This is a genomic window from Flavobacterium sp. WV_118_3 (assembly GCF_039778605.1).
Taxonomy (GTDB): domain Bacteria; phylum Bacteroidota; class Bacteroidia; order Flavobacteriales; family Flavobacteriaceae; genus Flavobacterium.
Map to the genome: position 1 here is coordinate 1,755,281 of NZ_CP156060.1, position 17,791 is coordinate 1,773,071.

18 protein-coding genes are annotated in these 17,791 nt (G+C 39.8%); 7 read left to right on the forward strand and 11 right to left on the reverse strand.

Annotation, left to right across the window (positions count from 1 at the left end; genetic code table 11):
- Positions 1-79: 79 nt before the first annotated feature.
- Genes ABFU83_RS08175 through ABFU83_RS08195 form a run of 5 tightly spaced genes read right to left on the reverse strand, consistent with a single transcriptional unit; the run spans position 80 to position 4,961 of the window.
- Positions 80-562: an ABC transporter ATPase gene (locus ABFU83_RS08175; RefSeq protein ID WP_347070036.1), complete on the reverse strand. Its 483-nt coding sequence runs from the start codon at positions 560-562 to the stop codon at positions 80-82.
- A gap of 2 nt (positions 563-564) precedes the next feature.
- The gene (locus ABFU83_RS08180; RefSeq protein ID WP_136404174.1) at positions 565-1,356 is read right to left on the reverse strand and encodes a (Fe-S)-binding protein; all 792 of its coding nucleotides are present in this window, start codon (positions 1,354-1,356) and stop codon (positions 565-567) included.
- Positions 1,357-1,398: 42 nt separating this feature from the next.
- Positions 1,399-2,727 (reverse strand): (Fe-S)-binding protein, encoded by a 1,329-nt coding sequence (locus ABFU83_RS08185; protein WP_347070037.1) that lies wholly within the window; start codon positions 2,725-2,727, stop codon positions 1,399-1,401.
- Between the two features lie 19 nt (positions 2,728-2,746).
- On the reverse strand, positions 2,747-3,715 hold the full coding sequence (locus ABFU83_RS08190; RefSeq protein ID WP_347070038.1) for an MlaD family protein: 969 nt from the start codon (positions 3,713-3,715) through the stop codon (positions 2,747-2,749).
- Positions 3,716-3,770: 55 nt separating this feature from the next.
- Positions 3,771-4,961, reverse strand: coding sequence for an N-acetylmuramoyl-L-alanine amidase (locus ABFU83_RS08195; RefSeq protein ID WP_347070039.1), 1,191 nt, complete (start codon positions 4,959-4,961; stop codon positions 3,771-3,773).
- A gap of 123 nt (positions 4,962-5,084) precedes the next feature.
- On the opposite strand from ABFU83_RS08195, the gene ABFU83_RS08200 reads away from it, so the two are divergent.
- Both ABFU83_RS08200 and ABFU83_RS08205 read left to right on the forward strand, forming a co-directional pair.
- Complete coding sequence (locus tag ABFU83_RS08200) at positions 5,085-7,766, forward strand: putative LPS assembly protein LptD (RefSeq protein WP_347070040.1); 2,682 nt, start codon at positions 5,085-5,087, stop codon at positions 7,764-7,766.
- Positions 7,767-7,786: 20 nt separating this feature from the next.
- The gene (locus ABFU83_RS08205) at positions 7,787-8,170 is read left to right on the forward strand and encodes a RidA family protein (RefSeq protein ID WP_347070041.1); all 384 of its coding nucleotides are present in this window, start codon (positions 7,787-7,789) and stop codon (positions 8,168-8,170) included.
- Here the strand turns inward: ABFU83_RS08205 and ABFU83_RS08210 are convergent.
- Genes ABFU83_RS08210 through ABFU83_RS08220 form a run of 3 tightly spaced genes read right to left on the reverse strand, consistent with a single transcriptional unit; the run spans position 8,151 to position 11,358 of the window.
- Positions 8,151-8,525, reverse strand: a complete 375-nt coding sequence (locus ABFU83_RS08210; protein WP_136404168.1) for a methylglyoxal synthase — start codon at positions 8,523-8,525, stop codon at positions 8,151-8,153. The genes ABFU83_RS08205 and ABFU83_RS08210 overlap by 20 nt on opposite strands.
- Before the next feature lies 1 nt (position 8,526).
- Entirely contained in the window at positions 8,527-9,372 is an 846-nt protein-coding gene (locus ABFU83_RS08215; protein WP_347070042.1) for an N-acetylglucosamine kinase, read from the reverse strand.
- A gap of 33 nt (positions 9,373-9,405) precedes the next feature.
- Positions 9,406-11,358 carry an amino acid permease gene (locus tag ABFU83_RS08220; RefSeq protein ID WP_347070043.1) on the reverse strand — a complete coding sequence of 651 codons (1,953 nt, stop codon included), beginning with the start codon at positions 11,356-11,358 and terminating at the stop codon, positions 9,406-9,408.
- Between the two features lie 265 nt (positions 11,359-11,623).
- Here ABFU83_RS08220 and ABFU83_RS08225 point away from each other — a divergent pair, with 265 nt between their 5' ends.
- From ABFU83_RS08225 to sucC, 4 genes are all read left to right on the forward strand, one after another.
- On the forward strand, positions 11,624-12,259 hold the full coding sequence (locus ABFU83_RS08225; RefSeq protein ID WP_256550689.1) for a peroxiredoxin: 636 nt from the start codon (positions 11,624-11,626) through the stop codon (positions 12,257-12,259).
- An 18-nt stretch (positions 12,260-12,277) separates the two neighbouring features.
- Positions 12,278-12,586, forward strand: coding sequence for a co-chaperone YbbN (locus tag ABFU83_RS08230; protein ID WP_136404164.1), 309 nt, complete (start codon positions 12,278-12,280; stop codon positions 12,584-12,586).
- Between the two features lie 2 nt (positions 12,587-12,588).
- Positions 12,589-12,846, forward strand: a complete 258-nt coding sequence (locus ABFU83_RS08235) for a hypothetical protein (protein ID WP_347070044.1) — start codon at positions 12,589-12,591, stop codon at positions 12,844-12,846.
- A 221-nt stretch (positions 12,847-13,067) separates the two neighbouring features.
- Entirely contained in the window at positions 13,068-14,261 is a 1,194-nt protein-coding gene (sucC, locus tag ABFU83_RS08240) for an ADP-forming succinate--CoA ligase subunit beta (protein ID WP_136404162.1), read from the forward strand.
- Between the two features lie 46 nt (positions 14,262-14,307).
- Here sucC and ABFU83_RS08245 read toward each other — a convergent pair whose 3' ends face one another.
- Positions 14,308-14,835, reverse strand: a complete 528-nt coding sequence (locus ABFU83_RS08245; protein ID WP_347070045.1) for a DUF4269 domain-containing protein — start codon at positions 14,833-14,835, stop codon at positions 14,308-14,310.
- Between the two features lies 1 nt (position 14,836).
- Complete coding sequence (locus tag ABFU83_RS08250; RefSeq protein ID WP_347070046.1) at positions 14,837-15,271, reverse strand: DUF1456 family protein; 435 nt, start codon at positions 15,269-15,271, stop codon at positions 14,837-14,839.
- Positions 15,272-15,360: 89 nt separating this feature from the next.
- On the opposite strand from ABFU83_RS08250, the gene ABFU83_RS08255 reads away from it, so the two are divergent.
- Positions 15,361-15,762, forward strand: coding sequence for an excinuclease ABC subunit B (locus ABFU83_RS08255; protein ID WP_347070047.1), 402 nt, complete (start codon positions 15,361-15,363; stop codon positions 15,760-15,762).
- A gap of 16 nt (positions 15,763-15,778) precedes the next feature.
- Here ABFU83_RS08255 and uvrB read toward each other — a convergent pair whose 3' ends face one another.
- A complete protein-coding gene (gene uvrB, locus ABFU83_RS08260) occupies positions 15,779-17,764 on the reverse strand; it encodes an excinuclease ABC subunit UvrB (RefSeq protein ID WP_347070048.1) in 1,986 nt (661 codons plus the stop codon).
- Positions 17,765-17,791: the final 27 nt, after the last annotated feature.

Here is a 17,791-nt window from a genome sequence, read left to right on the forward strand (position 1 = left end):
ACTTAATTTTTTAAATAAATAAAATCATCACGCAACGTTGCACGTGATGATTTTAGATGCTAGTATTTTTATTTCTCGTTTAGAAGAAGCGACTATGCCAGCTTTCACTAGCCGGAACTTCCCAAAATTCCTGCCACTCTCCCAGTGTATTCACTAAATTATTAAAAACAATAGTGTTACCGGACACGGCTTTTTCTTTGGCCATCTTCTTAAACTCAATCAACGGTTTGTGGGCAATAAAGTCACCTAAACGAAACGTTACATTCATTTTGTCCAACAAGTCGATTTCGTATTTCTTTTCCAGATCCTGTATAAACTGAACCGACGCATCAATCGAACAACCTGTTGCTGCTTGTTTCTCCTGGTTAACCGTTAAAATGATAAAACGGTTGTATTTGGTGATAAAAGAAGCTTCCAGACCGGTTCCATGAGCGGCCCAGTTGGATACAAATTCTTCCAAAGCGACTTCAATTTCCTGCATTTCATCGTCGCTAAGTTTTCGGTTGGCCTGATAAATCCAGATTCGGGATTCTTCAGGCATAGTATCAAAAGGTACGTACATAATTATAAATCTTTGGCATTAGCAATTAATTCTGCCACGTCCATTACCTTGATCTCGTGTTCTTTTTCTTTGAATTTCACACCGTCGGTCAACATGGTATTACAGAACGGACAGCCGGCTGCTATGATTTCCGGTTGGGTTTCCAGCGCATCTTCGGTACGCTCTACATTAATATCTTTATTTCCTTTTTCAGGTTCTTTAAACATCTGTGCTCCTCCGGCTCCGCAACAAAGTCCGTTGGCACGCGAACGTTTCATTTCCACTAATTCCGCATCCAGTTTCTGGATTAGCTCACGTGGTGCTTCATAAACATTATTCGCACGTCCTAAATAACACGGATCGTGGAAGGTGATTTTTTTACCTTTAAACTGTCCGCCTTCGATCGTTAATCGTCCGTCGTCCAAAAGGGATTTTAAAAACTGGGTATGGTGGACCACTTCGTAGCTTCCGCCCAATTCCGGGTATTCGTTTTTGATAGTATTAAAACAGTGCGGACATGCCGTTACGACTTTTTTCACTTCGTAGGCATTCATCACTTCAATATTCATCATCGCCTGCATTTGGAACAGGAATTCGTTTCCGGCTCTTTTTGCCGGATCACCGGTACAACTTTCTTCCGTGCCCAATACGGCAAAGGATACGTTGGCCTGATTTAATATTTTTACAAACGCTTTGGTTATTTTTTTCGCTCTATCGTCAAAACTTCCCGAACAACCGACCCAAAAAAGGACTTCCGGCTGTTTTCCCTCTGCCATCATTTCGGCCATTGTAGGAACTACTAAATTTGCTGACATATCTTTTATACTAGTTGCAATACTGCAAGGTTTGTTTTTTAATTAGTTTTCGTCTTTCCAGTTCAAACGGTCCATTTGGTTGTACTGCCAAGGTGCTCCGTTGTTTTCGATGTTGGTCATCATACTGTTTAATTCCATCGGCGCGGCACTTTGCTCCATTACCAGGTAACGACGCATGTCCATGATGATGGAAAGCGGACTGATGTTTACCGGACATTCTTCCACACAGGCGTTACAAGAGGTACAGGCCCATAGTTCTTCCGTTGAAATATAGTCGTTTAACAATGATTTACCGTCCGGCACAAATACGCCTTTATTGGTATCAATATTCTTCCCTACTTCCTCCAGTCGGTCGCGGGTATCCATCATGATCTTTCTTGGTGACAGCTTTTTACCCGTTTGGTTTGCCGGACATGACGACGTACAACGTCCACATTCGGTACAGGTATATGCATTTAGCAACTGAACCCAGTTTAAATCCTGAACATCGCTGGCTCCAAATTTGGAATGTACCGGTTCTTCTCCTTCCGGTGCTGCTGCAAACGGATCAGCATTCGGATCCATCATTAGTTTTACTTCTTTGGTAACCGATTCCAGATTATCAAACTGTCCCTGTGGTTTTAGGTTGGCAAAATAAGTATTCGGGAAAGCCAATAGAATATGTAGGTGCTTCGAATAATACAAATAATTCAGGAAGATCAGGATTCCCACAATATGCAACCACCAGGCTGCTCTTTCGATCAATACCACGATGTTTTCGGAAATTCCGTTAAAGATCGGTGCGATAAATTGCGAAACCGGAAAAGCTCCCGCCTGATTGTAATGGCCTACGCCTAGTGTCTGTAAATGCAAATCGGCCGCATTTAAAACCAGAAATAAAACCATCAATACCGTTTCGAAATATAGAATATTATTTGCGTCACTTTTTGGCCATCCGGTTAAATCATTGCTGATAAAACGTTTTAATTGGATGATATTTCTTCGGATATAGAACGTTGCAATAGCTACAATTACTAAAAAAGCTAATACTTCGAACGAACCGATCAATACATTATAGAATCCGCCCAAAAAGGAGAAAACACGGTGGGTTCCGAATAAACCGTCGATCAGGATTTCCAATACTTCAATATTGATAATAATGAATCCTAAATATACTATGATGTGTAAGATTCCGGCAACTGGTCTTTTAACCATTTTCGATTGTCCTAAAGCAATCATCGCCATGTTCCGCCATCTTTCCTTCGGATTATCGGTACGATCAACATCCTGTCCTAATTTAATGTTACGGATTAGTTTTTTGACGTTCTGCACAAAAAAACCGATTCCTAAAACAAGGATAATGGCAAATAGTATATTATCTAAATAACTCATATAAAGTATAGATTAATGCTTATTGTTTTTGTTCTGTTGTTGTTTTCTCTTCTTCCGGCGCTACATAAGGAGCTGCTTTTTTTCCGAATAAAGAAAAATGTACATATCGTTTCGGGTTTAGCTTCATGTCGCCTAACAATAGTTCCAGTTGCTTGGAAGCGCCTGCCAGATTTTTGTACATGGCATCGTCTTTTAACAATTTCCCCATAGTTCCTTTTCCGGACTGTAAGTCGTTCATGATCTTGTCGACATTAGCCAATGTGCTTTCCAGGTTTTTAACCGTTTTACCAATGTTTGCTTTCGCTAATGAATCGGACATCTTAGCAAAATTAGTCGATACTTTATCAATATTCGTAATCGTATGATCCAATTTCCCTTTATTGTCTGCCAGTAAATGGTTTACATTTACCGAAGCCGCACTAAAGTTGGTCAGCGTTTTGTTTAATTCCGCCAGACTGTTTTTTAAGTTCGCCTGTGTTTGCGCGTCCATTACATTATTAATGTTGGTTAGCAATACATCGGTACTTTCCAGAACTTTATTCAATTTTTCCTGAATCGGTGCCAGTTTATCTTCCAGTTTGGCTGTTAATCCCATTTTCACATCGGCTTGTAAATAGTCGCCGGACTGTGCTATATTGGTATCTTTGAAATTCGGAAGGATTGCAATTTGCTTTCCACCGATAAATCCCGGTTCGTAAATACTGGCTACACTCGATTTCGAAATCGCAAAATCATTTTTAATTTGCATTTCCACCAGTAATTTCCCGGTGTTTGGCTGGATTTCGATAGCGGATATTTTCCCTACTACCAATCCGTTTATCGTTACGGCCGCCGAAGGTGATAAACCTTCTACGTTATCATATACAACATAAAATTTACGATTGGAGTCGAATAGATTTTTTCCTTTCAGAAAACTATAACCCCATAAACATACCACTATAGAGGTAATGACTAAAATTGCTGTTTTAACTTCTCTAGTTATTTTCAAAATTCAAATATTTAATGAGCAAAATTAAAAATAAATATTTTACCTACAGTATTATTTATTTTAATGCTTCCTGGATACTAATCTTTTTACCATCCTTAAAGGCCACGATAAAGGCCGATGTAAAGCCTTTTTCTTTCGCTTCGTTTAAAAGTTCTTTGGCTTCGGAATGCTCTTTTACTTGTCCATAGTAATATTTAATAATGGTCTTATCTTCTTCCATCGAAATGTTATTCAGCCCTTTAAAGTTGCTTGGTGTTAAATCCAACTTTTTACCACTGGCCGAAATCTGTACTTTAAACACTACTCCTTTTGAAGATGTAACCGGTTTGATTTCTTTTTTAATTTCTTTTTTAATTTCTTTGGTAACTTTTGTGGAATCTACCTTAACTACTTTGGTATCTTTTTCTTTTTCCCGTTCTTTTTCGACTGTTTTAGACGGTGTTGGTCTTTCGTCTCTTCCTACGGAAACACCCGGTACGAAGTATTCTTTCTTATAACCGGTGATAGCATCGGCGATGGCTTTGGCCAATTCTTCCTGACCGTTATCCGAACTCAAATACGATCCTTCTTCTTTATTGGATACGAATCCCATCTCGATCAATACGCGTGGCATATAGATTTTACGCAATACCAGGAATCCCGCCTGTTTTACACCACGGCTTTTTCGTCCCAATCCGTTTTCGAAACCATCCTGAATACGGGCAGCCAAATCAATACTTTGTTCGATATATTCTTCCTGTAAAAGTGTCATTCCGATTAACGATTCCGGAGAATTCGGGTCGTATCCGTCGTATTTCATTTTATAATCGCTCTCCATCGTAACCACGGCATTCTCTTTTTTCGCTACTTCAAGGTTGGACGCGTTACGGGTAACCCCCATTACATAGGTTTCGGTTCCGGAAGCTGCCAGATTTTTATTGGCATTACAGTGAATGGATACAAAAATATTAGCATCATTTCGGTTCGCAATGTTGGCTCTTTCGTCCAATTCGATAAAAACATCGGTCTTACGGGTGTAAATCACCTGTATGTTAGGGTCTTTTTCCAATAATTTCCCTACTTTTAGTGCTACGTTCAGGGCGTTGTTTTTTTCAACATAGCCGTGATAAACGGCACCAAAGTCATTACCACCGTGTCCGGCATCCAAAACAACCTTAAATTTTGTATTATTTTGAGCAAAAGCAGTATGGAAAAACAATAGTAAAAAAATTGGTCTTATAAAATTAAACTTGATGTTCCCTCTCATTGTCTTTGATATTTATCGATATTGGTTATAATTTTATTAAATGCTTATTTTTGAGAAAAAATATATGTAAGTTTGAACCGTCAAAAATTGAGCCATATTTTTACAAAAATAGTATTAAAACCTTTGCGTACAAACTTATTTCATATCGTTTTATTGTCATTTTTTCTTCTCGTAGGAAAACATGAAATCTATTCTCAGGAAAACCGGTCCTTAACTAAAAACATACCCGCTGAAAAACAGAAAGATAGTATCCATCTGAACCCTGACAGTTTAAAAAAACCGACTGTCGAAACCAAGAACGATACTATCAAAAAAAAGAAGTCCTCTATTGACGGTATTGTGAAGCGTAAAGCAAAAGATTACGAAAAAATTGATCAAAAAAAGAAACAACTAACCCTCTATAACGAGGCCGAATTATACTATAAAGACATCGAATTAAAGTCCGGAATCATCGTATTAGACTATGACAAAGACGAAGTATATGCGGGACGAATCAAAGACAGTTTAGGAAATTACACCCAATTCCCCTATTTTAAACAGGGACAAAACGTAGTCGAACCCGATTCAATTCGTTTCAATTTTAAGACAAAAAAAGCCAAAATTTGGAACTCCAGAACCGAGCAAAGTGATTTCCGTATCAAAGCAGAGGTTTCCAAAAGAGAAAATGATTCGGTGTATTTTATGAAAAATGCCCGTTTTACCACTTCAAAAAATATCGACGATCCGGAGTATTATTTCCTGGCGCGAAAAATCAAATTTGTACCCGGTAAAAAAGTAGTTGTTGGTCTTACCAATATGGTTATCGCCGATGTACCAACTCCTTTAGGATTGCCTTTTGGTTATTTTCCGATGAGCGAAACATCCGCTTCCGGTTTTATTATTCCTTCCTTTGGTGACACCCGTGATCGGGGTTATTTCCTTCAGAACGGTGGTTATTATTTCGCTTTAAGCGATTATTATGACCTTGCGGTTTTAGGGGATTATTATACCAACGGAAGTTATGCCCTCCGATTTGAAAGCAGTTATGCCAAACGCTATGCTTTTAACGGACGGGTAAATATCCGTTTCGAAAATCAGATTCAAAGCGAAAGAGGATTTCCCGATTATACCAAACGACGCGAATACAACATTCAATGGTCGCATTCTCAGGATTCCAAAGCCAGTCCTAATTCCCGATTCTCCGCATCGGTCAATTTAGGTAGTAGCCAGTATTTCCGTAATACGTTAAACATGCTTAATGTCGGTTCTTCCCTGAATAATAACATGAGTTCGTCGGTTTCCTATTCGCAGACCTTACAAACTATTCCTCAGGTGAACTTTTCGGTAACCGCTACGCACTCGCAAAATACCAATACGGAAATTATTGATATGACGCTACCTACTTTTCAGGCTAGCGTGGATCGTATTTTTCCGTTCGCCAAAAGAGACGAACTTAAAAAAGGAATCTTTAAAAATATCAACTTCCAGTATAATCTTAGAGCCGAAAACAGAATCCGTACTACCGATTCCCTGTTTTTCTCCGCTCAAATGTTCCGGGATTCCAAAACCGGTTTCCAACATAGTATTCCGATTAGTACCAACTTTAAAATATTCAAGTTTTTTAGCGTTACCGCTGGTACCAACTATAACGAAGTATGGTATTTAAAAACCATCAGTAAAGACTTCGACGCTTCAAAAAATACAGTTGTTACTAACGACATCAACGGTTTTGACGCCTATCGTACCTATAACTTTACCTCCAACATCGGAACTACTATTTACGGTACGTTTAACTTTGGAGATGATAAAAAAATCCAGGCCATTCGTCACGTAATGCGTCCGAGCGTTTCCTATTCCTACCTACCAAGTTTTAGCCAGTATTATGATACCTATGCGATCGATGCTACCGGAACGACACGTGCGGATTACTCGCGTTTCGAAAACGGAATCTTCGGTGCTCCCGGAAGAACCATGGCAAACAATATTGGTTTTACGTTAAGTAATACTTTCGAAGCCAAAGTACGCGATAAAGACGAAACCAAAACGGAACCGAAAAAAGTGATGTTGTTAAACAACCTTAACTTTTCCACGAATTACAATATGGCAGCCGACTCATTGGCATGGTCGCCGGTAACTATTTCCGGAGGAACACAGTTCTTTAACAATAAAATGAATGTCAACTTTGGCTCTACACTCGATCTATATGCGATTGACAATGCCGGCAGACGAATCAACAAATTTAATATAGACAACGGAGGTAGCTTGTTTCGTATGACCAGTGCCAATATTACTATTAATTACAGCCTTTCCAGTTCCGATTTCGGACCAAGTTCAGATAAAAACTCAAAAGCTAACGATCAGAATGTTATGAACGGAGGCCGTGGCGATGATTTATTCGGACGCGCTACCGACCTGAGCGATAACAGACATAGTTTGTTTAAAGACAAAGAAGACGACGGTAAAGACAAATTTAAAGGGTTTTACCAACTGGCACTCCCTTGGGACTTACAATTTGCCTATTCCCTAACCTATGGAAACAGCAATCGTGAAAACGAGATTGTAACCAATTCCCTGATGGTTTCCGGGAATATCGACTTAACCCCGCAGTGGAAAGTTGGAGTTTCCACCGGATATGATTTTGCCCGAAAAGGAGTAAGCTTTACGCAGTTCCGTTTCGAAAGAGACCTTTTAAGCTGGAGAATGAGTTTTAACTGGGTACCATTTGGAACGTACTCCTACTGGGGCTTTTTTATCGGAATCAAGTCTTCTGTTCTTAGCGATATCAAGTGGGATAAACGTAGTCTTCCGGATCGTCGTTTACGATAATCATTAAAAAACACAATAGCATGAAACAGATTATTTTTACCGAAAATGCACCGGCTCCAATCGGTCCATATAACCAGGCTGTACTGGTAAACGACCGTACTTTATATACTTCCGGGCAAATCGCTTTGGATCCGAAAACCGGTGAATTGATCACTTCTTCCATTGAAGTGGAAACAAAACAGGTTATGGAAAATATGAAAGCGGTATTGGAAGCGGCTGGTATGTCGTTTGAAAACGTTGTGAAGACGACTATCTTTATTAGTAGCATGAACGATTTCGCAAAAATAAATGGCGTTTACGGTGCTTATTTTAACGAAAAAACCGCTCCGGCACGCGAAACGGTTCAGGTGGCTTGTTTGCCTAAAAACGTTAATGTAGAAATCTCTATGATTGCTGAGAAATAGCCTTTATCAATAATTCGGCTGTAGCCTGATTGGTAGCCAAGGGCACATTATGTACATCACACACCCTTATGAGCATGTTAATATCTGCCTCATGAGGGTGTTTTGCTAAAGGGTCTTTAAAAAACAATACCATATTGCATTTTCCTTCCGCCACGCGTGCCGCAATCTGCGCATCACCTCCTAAAGGACCAGATAACATTCGTGTTACCTTAAATCCTGCGTTTTCCGCTTTACTCCCTGTTGTACCGGTTGCGATAAGTGTTATTTCATCCGATTGCAAAAAGCTTTTGTGTTTGTTTAAAAACTGAACCAGATCGGCTTTCATACCATCATGCGCAATAACTGCTATTTCCATTTTATACTGTGTGATAATTAATTAATCCGTCTATCGGTTTACGGTATACATTCCCTAGTGTTAATCCGTTTTGTGTAAGGATTTCCTGAAGTTCACTTTTTAAATAATAGGCTATTGATCCGATAAAATGTACCGGTATCGTTTTACAATTTTCATATTGCATAATATAATGATCTACGAAAAACTGCATTTCTTTTACGATAATCGCACGAATAAATTCATGGTCTTTATGCTGAATGAGGAACTTCGCAAAAGTAGCCAGATAGGCATTCGGATTGGGTACCTTATAAAAATTATGCTTAATCACATCCGGATCCAGATCGTATTCTTTTTCAAATTTTTCAGTCAGTTCTATTGGCATCGTACCAAAATAATACGCACGGATCAGGTGGCGCCCAAAACGGTTTCCGCTACAATCATCCATAGCGATATACCCTAACGACTGTACTTTTTGATGCAATTCTTTTCCGTCGAAATAACTGCAATTCGATCCCGTACCCAATATACATACAATTGCTTCTTCACCTCGCGGCGTGGTCGCATATACGGCCGCATAGGTGTCTTCGTGTACTACAACTTCCGCATTTGGAAAATATTCTCTAAAAACACCGGCCAGAAAATTCTTCATACGGTCGGTTCCGCAACCGGCACCGTAAAAAAACAAATGGGTAACCAGATCCCTATTATGCGAAATATCAAAACGCTGTGACATTCGTTCCAACATCTCTTCTTTTTCCAGCACTTCCGGGTTTAACCCTAAGGTTGTCACCGTAAACTGTATATTTCCTTTGTTATCCAATGCAATCCAGTCGGCTTTTGTTGAGCCACTATCCACTACTAATCTCATCCTGTTGTGTGTTATTCGTCTTTTATAAACCTTTTAATCGTTTAGTGTCGGCTCCATTTTATTAAAGTTTAGCTTACTGTTTTTCTGACTATAGCCAAAATAGATAGCCAGTCCAATCAACAACCAGATTGTAAAATAAATCCAGTTCCATACGCTTAGTTCCGCCATCATATACAAACAGCACACTAATCCTAAAAGCGGAATCAGCGACAAGTTCTTTCTATACGCCCAGACGGTTAATCCGATCAATACGATAAAAAAGATCCACATCGGGATTTTATGCTGAAATAAAGCCAATCCGCTTTCATATTTTACCGAGTCTTTTATCGGTAATCCGGCAACCATTTCTGCATATTTACCGGCATCCTCTTCTTTATAATTACTTAGAATATGTTCTAAATCCTGCGTTTCCTTAGCGATATGCGCTTTATCTCCCTGTAATAACTGATTGTATACTCCGGTGGCTTCTTCTTTCGTTAAAGCCGTTACTATAGCCGACGGTTCGTTAACCTGCGGCACATTGGTAATAAAATCCATTGTCGCTTTTTGATTCACCGTAAAGGCAAATACCAAACCTGCAACTACCAATACCGGCGCAATATATTTCGCATTGATATAGGGTGTTTTAAACTTTCCTCTCGGAATGTCTTTTTTATCCTGTAATACCAAAACACCGGCACAAACCAATACGAAAGCAAACAGGGTTCCGATACTACACAAATCGGTTACCATTGTCAGGTTTAAAAATAAAGCCGGTATCGCTACTACAAAACCCGTTACGATGGTGGCATAAGAAGGTGTTTTGTATTTTGGATGTACTTTCGAAAAACGCTTTGGCAATAATCCGTCGCGACTCATACTCATCCAGATTCGCGGTTGTCCCATCTGAAACACCAACAATACGCTTGCCATCGCCACAACCGCACTTACAGCGATAATACCGGACAACCATTTCAGGTCCAGTTTTTCAAATACAAATGCCAGCGGATCGCCCACATTCAATTCTTTATAATTCACCATTCCGGTTAATACCAATGCAATTACAATATATAGTATCGTACAGATTACGATGGCCCACATCATTCCACGTGGTAAATCCCGCTGTGGATCCTTACATTCCTCTGCTGTCGTTGAGATGGCATCAAATCCAATATAAGCAAAGAAAACCGCCGAAACACCTTTTAAAACGCCATTAATACCATTGGGAGCAAACGGATTCCAATTTTCGGTATCCACATAAAAAACACCTACGGCAATAACCAATAAAATAATAGCCAGTTTAACGACCACCATCAGGTTACTGGCATTACGGGATTCTTTCATACCGCGGTATACCAGCCCGGTAATAATTATGATGATCAATAGTGCAGGAAGATCGGCAACAAAGTGAAACGACCCGATAACCGGTGACGTCGTCCAGGCCTCATGAGCCGCCTGTAACGCGGCACTCAGATTTTCAAAGGACTTTCCGCCCTGCATTAATGCGGTAGCTTCGGCATAACCGTTGGAAGCCGTCAGGTAATCCATTTGTATCCATTGTGGCAGGTGTATGCCACCACTTGCGAGCAGCCCGGTAAAATAGTCACTCCAGGAAATCGCAACAGTAATATTTCCGATCGCATATTCCATGATCAATGCCCAACCGATAATCCAGGCAATCAATTCACCAAAAGCCACATACGAATAAGTATAGGCACTTCCCGAAACGGGTACCATTGACGCAAATTCGGCATAGGCAAAAGCAGCAAATCCACAAGCCAGCGCCGTAAAGAGGAATAAAAAGATAACGGCCGGACCACCGTCGGAACTCGCCTTTCCAATCGTACTGAAAATCCCGGCTCCTACTATGGCTGCAATTCCAAATGCGGTTAAATCCCTTGTCGTTAAATGCTTACCAAGGGCTCCGTGACCATCGGCTTCATTCTTTTTTACCTGCTTTAATATGGCATCAACGGATTTTTTTCGAAATAAATTGGAAAAACTCATAAATTATTTTGTGCGTAATCGGTTAGTTTTAGGATTATTAACAATAAATTAAACCGTAATTTTTTTTTCTGCTAATAAAAACAAATATATAAAACCAATTTATAAATTGTCGGTTCTCTGGTAAATAAAGTAACAACCATAGATACAGATAGATTTTATTTATATTAAAATAAAAAATAATAATCAAAATTAATACAAAGGTCCACTCAGAATTGGCTACTTTTGTACTGCAAAAAAATAATAATCTTTAAAATTCATTAAAATTATGTCATTAGTAGGTAAAAAATTTCCAAGCATTGCAATTGACGCTATCTCCGAAATGGGTGATAATTTAAAAATCAACATCTTCGAAGAAGCAACTAAAAACAACAAAAAAGTATTATTATTTTGGTATCCAAAAGACTTTACTTTTGTTTGTCCAACTGAATTACACGCCTTCCAAGCTGCTTTACCTGAATTCGAAAAAAGAAACACGATCGTAATCGGGGCTTCTTGCGATACTAACGAAGTACACTTTGCCTGGTTAAATACACCAAAAAATAACGGTGGTATCGAAGGTGTTACCTACCCGATCTTAGCGGATACAACGCGTAACCTTGCTAACATCTTAGGTATTTTAGATATCGAAACAGCGAATTACAATGACGAATTGGATACGGTTATTATCGAAGGTTCTAATGTAACCTACCGTGCTACGTATTTAGTAGATGAAACCGGAAAAATTTTCCACGAAAGCGTAAACGATATGCCTCTTGGTAGAAACGTAAACGAGTACCTACGTCTTATCGACGCCTATACACACGTTCAGACTAAAGGTGAAGTTTGTCCAGCTAACTGGGAAGAAGGAAAAGAAGCGATGTTTGCTACCAGAGAAGGTGTTGCAAACTACTTAAATAACTAATTCTTAAAAAAAATTGCTATGTTAATTGAATTAAATGAAGATAAACTACAGGAGTTAGTGAGTGCTAACGAAAAAGTAGTGGTACAATTTTCTGCTTCCTGGTGTGGAAACTGCCGTATCATGAAGCCAAAATTTAAAAAACTGGCTTCCGAAAAAGAAAATATCACTTTTGTATTGGTTGATGCCGAAAATTCGCCGGAATCCCGAAAACTGGCTAATGTGAGCAACCTGCCTACTTTCGCTACTTTCGTTAACGGTGCTTTGGTCAACCAATCGCAAACCAATAAAGCAGAAGTGTTGTCGGAATTGGTAAATGAAATCGCTTAATTATGAAATTACCTGTAATTAAACAACTTACACAATTTATCGAAGAGAACGACCAGGATTATATCATCGAAACCATCGAAGTACTGGAAGCCTTAACCGAAGTTCCGTCGTTAAAAGACGAAGAACTGGACGTAATCGGAGAGTTAATCTCTAATATGTACGGTGCACTGGAAGTTCACAAAATGGTAAAAGAAGGAACCGATAAAAAAGAAGCTTTAAACAGCTTTATGAAACGGGTTCTGGGTTCGATCGACAAATAAACCCGACGCTCAAATTGTAATACAAAACGCTTTCCGAAAGGAAGGCGTTTTTTTGTTTACAACCGATTTTACCGTATCCAATTGCCCGTTCAAAATAAAAAACAGTCAAAGTGCTTTATTTTTAATCCCATAATCGTAAACTCATCTAAATTTAATTAGGCACTTTAAATCAAGTTTGCTATTTTTGTGGCACTTTATAATAAAGCTAAACGTATCCAATTATGAATTTACACGAATATCAAGGTAAAGAAATATTAGCTAGTCACGGTGTTAGAGTACAACGTGGTTATGTTGCTAACAATGCCGAGGAAGCTGTAGCAAAAGCAAAACAACTAACTGCCGAAACCGGAACCGGATGGCATGTAATCAAAGCACAAATTCACGCCGGTGGTCGTGGAAAAGGTGGTGGTGTTAAGTTGGCTAAAAACCTGGAGCAAGTTCAGGAAATTGCCGGGCAAATCATCGGAATGGATTTAGTAACGCCGCAAACGCCGCCAGAAGGTAAAAAAGTACACAAAGTATTGGTTGCGGAAGATGTTTACTATCCTGGTGAAAGTGAAACTTCAGAATTTTATATGTCTGTTTTATTAAACAGAGGTAAAGGACGCAACATGATCATGTATTCTACCGAAGGAGGTATGGATATCGAAGAAGTAGCTGAAAAAACACCTCATTTAATCTTTACAGAAGAAATCGATCCTGCTGTAGGTTTACAAGGTTTCCAGGCTAGAAGAATCGCTTTTAACTTAGGTTTATCCGGTGATGCTTTTAAAGATATGGTAAAATTCGTAGCGGCTTTATACGATGCGTATGTAGGTGCTGATGCTTCCCTGTTTGAAATCAACCCGGTTTTAAAAACTTCCGATAATAAAATTTTAGCGGTAGATGCAAAAGTTGTTTTAGACGATAACGCATTATTCCGTCAGAAAGCGTATGCTGAAATGCGTGATATCCGTGAGGAAAATCCAATTGAAGTAGAAGCGAAAGAAGTAGGATTAAACTATGTTGACCTTGACGGTAACGTAGGATGTATGGTTAACGGTGCCGGATTAGCAATGGCTACTATGGACTTAATCAAACATGCAGGTTTTGAGCCGGCAAACTTCCTTGACGTAGGAGGAACTGCTGATGCAAAACGTGTGGAAACCGCTTTCCGTATTATCTTAAAAGATCCAAACGTAAAAGCAATCTTAATTAACATCTTTGGTGGTATCGTTCGTTGTGACCGTGTTGCACAAGGTGTTGTAGATGCTTATAAAAACATGGGTGACAGTATTAAAGTGCCAATCATCGTTCGTTTACAGGGAACTAACGCAGAAATTGCAAAAGAATTGATCGACAATTCCGGTATGCCAATTTTATCTGCTGTTGAATTCCAGGAAGCTGCTGATCAAGTAAAAGCTGCTTTATCATAATTGATAAAAAAAGTTATATAATTATAAAAGCCTGAGTTTAATAAACTCAGGCTTTTTTATATTCCAACAATCCCTGATACGGATCGCCTTCTATTTGTAAAAGTTGGGCAAAGGCCGGTTCGGTTTTAAGTCCGCTCTTTTTTAAAGCGATAACCGCTTCCCGAAATGCTGCTCCCCTTTCCTGTAAAATCCGGTGTTCGATCAGCATATGCCGGTATCCGTTTTGTTCCCGGGTGGGAATATTTTGTCCGAAGATTTCGATTGCAATACCATCAATACTGAAATTAGCCACTATAGCTTCCGCAGCACCTTGATTCAATTCCTGACAGGAGAAATCCCGGTATCCGGAAAAAGCATCGTGTAGCGTCGCTATAAAAGCGTTTTTGTCGTTCCAATAACAACCGATATCCAAATCGCTCGAATCAATCGCAATAGCAATTGGAATGGTTCCAACCAGAATTGGATCAAAATCCGACAATACATAAAAAATACGGTGCTCCGTTAAGAGACCGTAACTTTTTTGTTGCAGTGCATTGCCTGTTTTCAGGTAATCCAGCGTATCGAATACACTCAAATTACGAGTTTTTATTCTTTCCGTTTTTAAAACGAACCTTTTCTACGATCGGCTCTTGTTTTTTCGCTTTAAATGCCGGTTTTTTCCCCATTGGCTTTTTGGCAGCCGGTTTTGGAGTCGTCGGTTTTTGAGGTGCTTTGGCTTTTACTTCCAGTTTTCCTCCGGTTTTGACCGCTTCTTTATTTTGCGCCAGTACATCCATAGCGTTTTTCGGGTTCTCTTTTGTTCCTCGCAAATGAATTACCAATCCATTCAGGAAGTTACGCAATACCTGATCACCGCATTCTACATACTTTGGATGATCGGCAGTACGGAAAAAATTACCGATCTCACCTTTGGAAATTCTAAAATCTACCAATTCTAAAATCTCTACAATTTGATCATCACGCAACTGCAATGCCACGCGAAGCTTTTTAAAAATATCATTATTCGTCATAGTCCTAAATTATCGCTCAAAGATACATAAAATCAACGGTCTCTGTTTTGAAACTGATTTTAATTTATTTTTGCAAAAAAATACCCGATATGAATACCCGTGAGGAACGAATAAGTCTTTTATCTGAAATGATTGCTTTTGCCATTGTTGATGGCGAGCTGCACGATAGTGAATACGATTTTTTAGCGATTGTTGCCGAAGAACTGGCCATTGAAAAAGAACTCTTTCTGGAGCTTTTTAAAAAACGTGCTGCCATTATTCCGATTCAAAGCGAACACCAACGCGTGATGCAGTTTTATCGTCTGGCTTTATTAATGCATGTGGACAATGTTTTACACGAACGCGAAATTAAGATGATCAATGAAATCGGAATTAAAATGGGATTAAACCCAATGGGAATCCGGAAGACGTTAAAAGCCATGGAACAATCGCCGAACCGAATGGTCGAACCGGCTTTTCTGATTTGTGCTTTTGAAGAACAGCATAACTAGCCGTTCTTCAAAACACTTATATTTTTTCCTGTAAACTTTTGATTTCGTCTCGTAATTTGGCCGCCTGCATAAAGTCGAGATCTTTGGCGGCTTTTTCCATAACCTTGCGTTTTTCGCGAATCAGCTTTTCAATTTCCGTTTTCGACATATACGCCGTATTCGGTTCTGCTGCTTTGGCCGCCACTTCATATTGGTAGGAGCTCGACTGGTTTTTGGTCAGCGCGCTTTCTATTTTTTTATTCAACCCTTTGGGAACGATGTTATTTTTATCGTTATAGTCCATCTGCTTGCTACGACGGTAATTGGTTTCATCGATCGTTTTCTGCATACTGTCGGTAACCTTATCGGCATACATGATCGCTTTACCGTTTACGTTACGCGCGGCACGTCCCACGGTTTGTGTCAACGATCGGTGGCTTCTCAGAAATCCTTCTTTATCGGCATCCAAAATGGCCACCAGCGATACTTCCGGTAAATCCAATCCTTCCCGTAAGAGGTTTACTCCTATCAGTACATCAAACAATCCTTTTCGCAAATCCTGCATGATTTCAACCCGTTCCAGCGTATCGACTTCCGAATGGATATAACGACAACGTATGGACACTTTTGTCAGGTATTTGGCTAGTTCTTCCGCCATACGTTTGGTTAATGTGGTAACTAACACGCGTTCGTCGGCTTCACAACGCAATTGTATTTCCTCGATCAGGTCGTCAATCTGGTTCTGACTTGGACGTACTTCAATTACCGGATCCAACAAACCGGTCGGACGGATAATTTGTTCGACATAGATTCCTTCCGATTTTTGTAATTCGTAATCGGCTGGTGTGGCCGACACGTAAATCACCTGATTTTGCAGGCTTTCAAATTCCTCAAACTTTAACGGACGGTTATCCATCGCCGCCGGTAAACGGAAACCGTATTCCACCAGGTTTTCCTTACGCGAACGGTCGCCACCATACATCGCATGTACCTGAGAAATCGTAACGTGACTTTCGTCGACAACCATCAGAAAATCGTCCGGAAAATAATCCAGTAAGCAGAATGGTCGTGTTCCCGGCGCTCGTCCGTCCAGATAACGGGAGTAGTTTTCGATACCGGAACAATACCCCAATTCGCGAATCATTTCTAAGTCAAAATTGGTTCGTTCTTCCAGACGTTTGGCTTCGAGGTGTTTTCCGATTTCTTTAAAATAATCAACCTGTTTTACCAAATCCTGTTGAATCTCCCAGATTGCATTTTGCAATACATCCGGTGACGTTACAAACATATTGGCCGGATAGATATTTAGTTTGTCGTATTTTTCAATTACCTGCGCCGTTTTCGGATCAAAGGCTTCGATTTCTTCAATTTCATCACCAAAAAAGTGAATCCGAAACGGATCATCCGCATAACTCGGATATACTTCCACCGTATCCCCTTTTATCCGAAAGGTTCCCGGCGTAAATTCGGCTTCAGTACGCGCGTATAAACTCTGTACTAAACGGTGTAATAATTTTGTTCGGGAAATGACCTGATGCTGTTCGATGGAAACTACGTTTTTCTGAAATTCCACCGGGTTACCAATACCATACAAACAGGACACCGAAGCCACCACCAATACGTCTCTCCTACCCGACAACAGGGATGAAGTCGTACTAAGACGCATCTTTTCCAATTCGTCGTTAATCGACAGATCTTTTTCAATATAGGTTCCGGTTACCGGTATAAAGGCTTCCGGCTGGTAATAGTCGTAGTACGACACGAAGTATTCTACCGCATTGTTCGGAAAAAACTGTTTGAATTCCGAATACAGCTGTGCCGCCAGTGTCTTGTTATGCGCCAATACCAGTGTTGGTCGTTGCACTTCCTGAATCACGTTGGCCACCGTAAAGGTTTTTCCGGAACCGGTTACTCCCAAAAGGGTTTGGTACCGTTCACCACTATTCACTCCATTACTCAGTTTGTCTATAGCCTGTGGTTGATCACCCATTGGCTTATACTCGGAAACTACCTGAAATTTCATTGGTTACATTTTGCTAGTTGCAAAGGT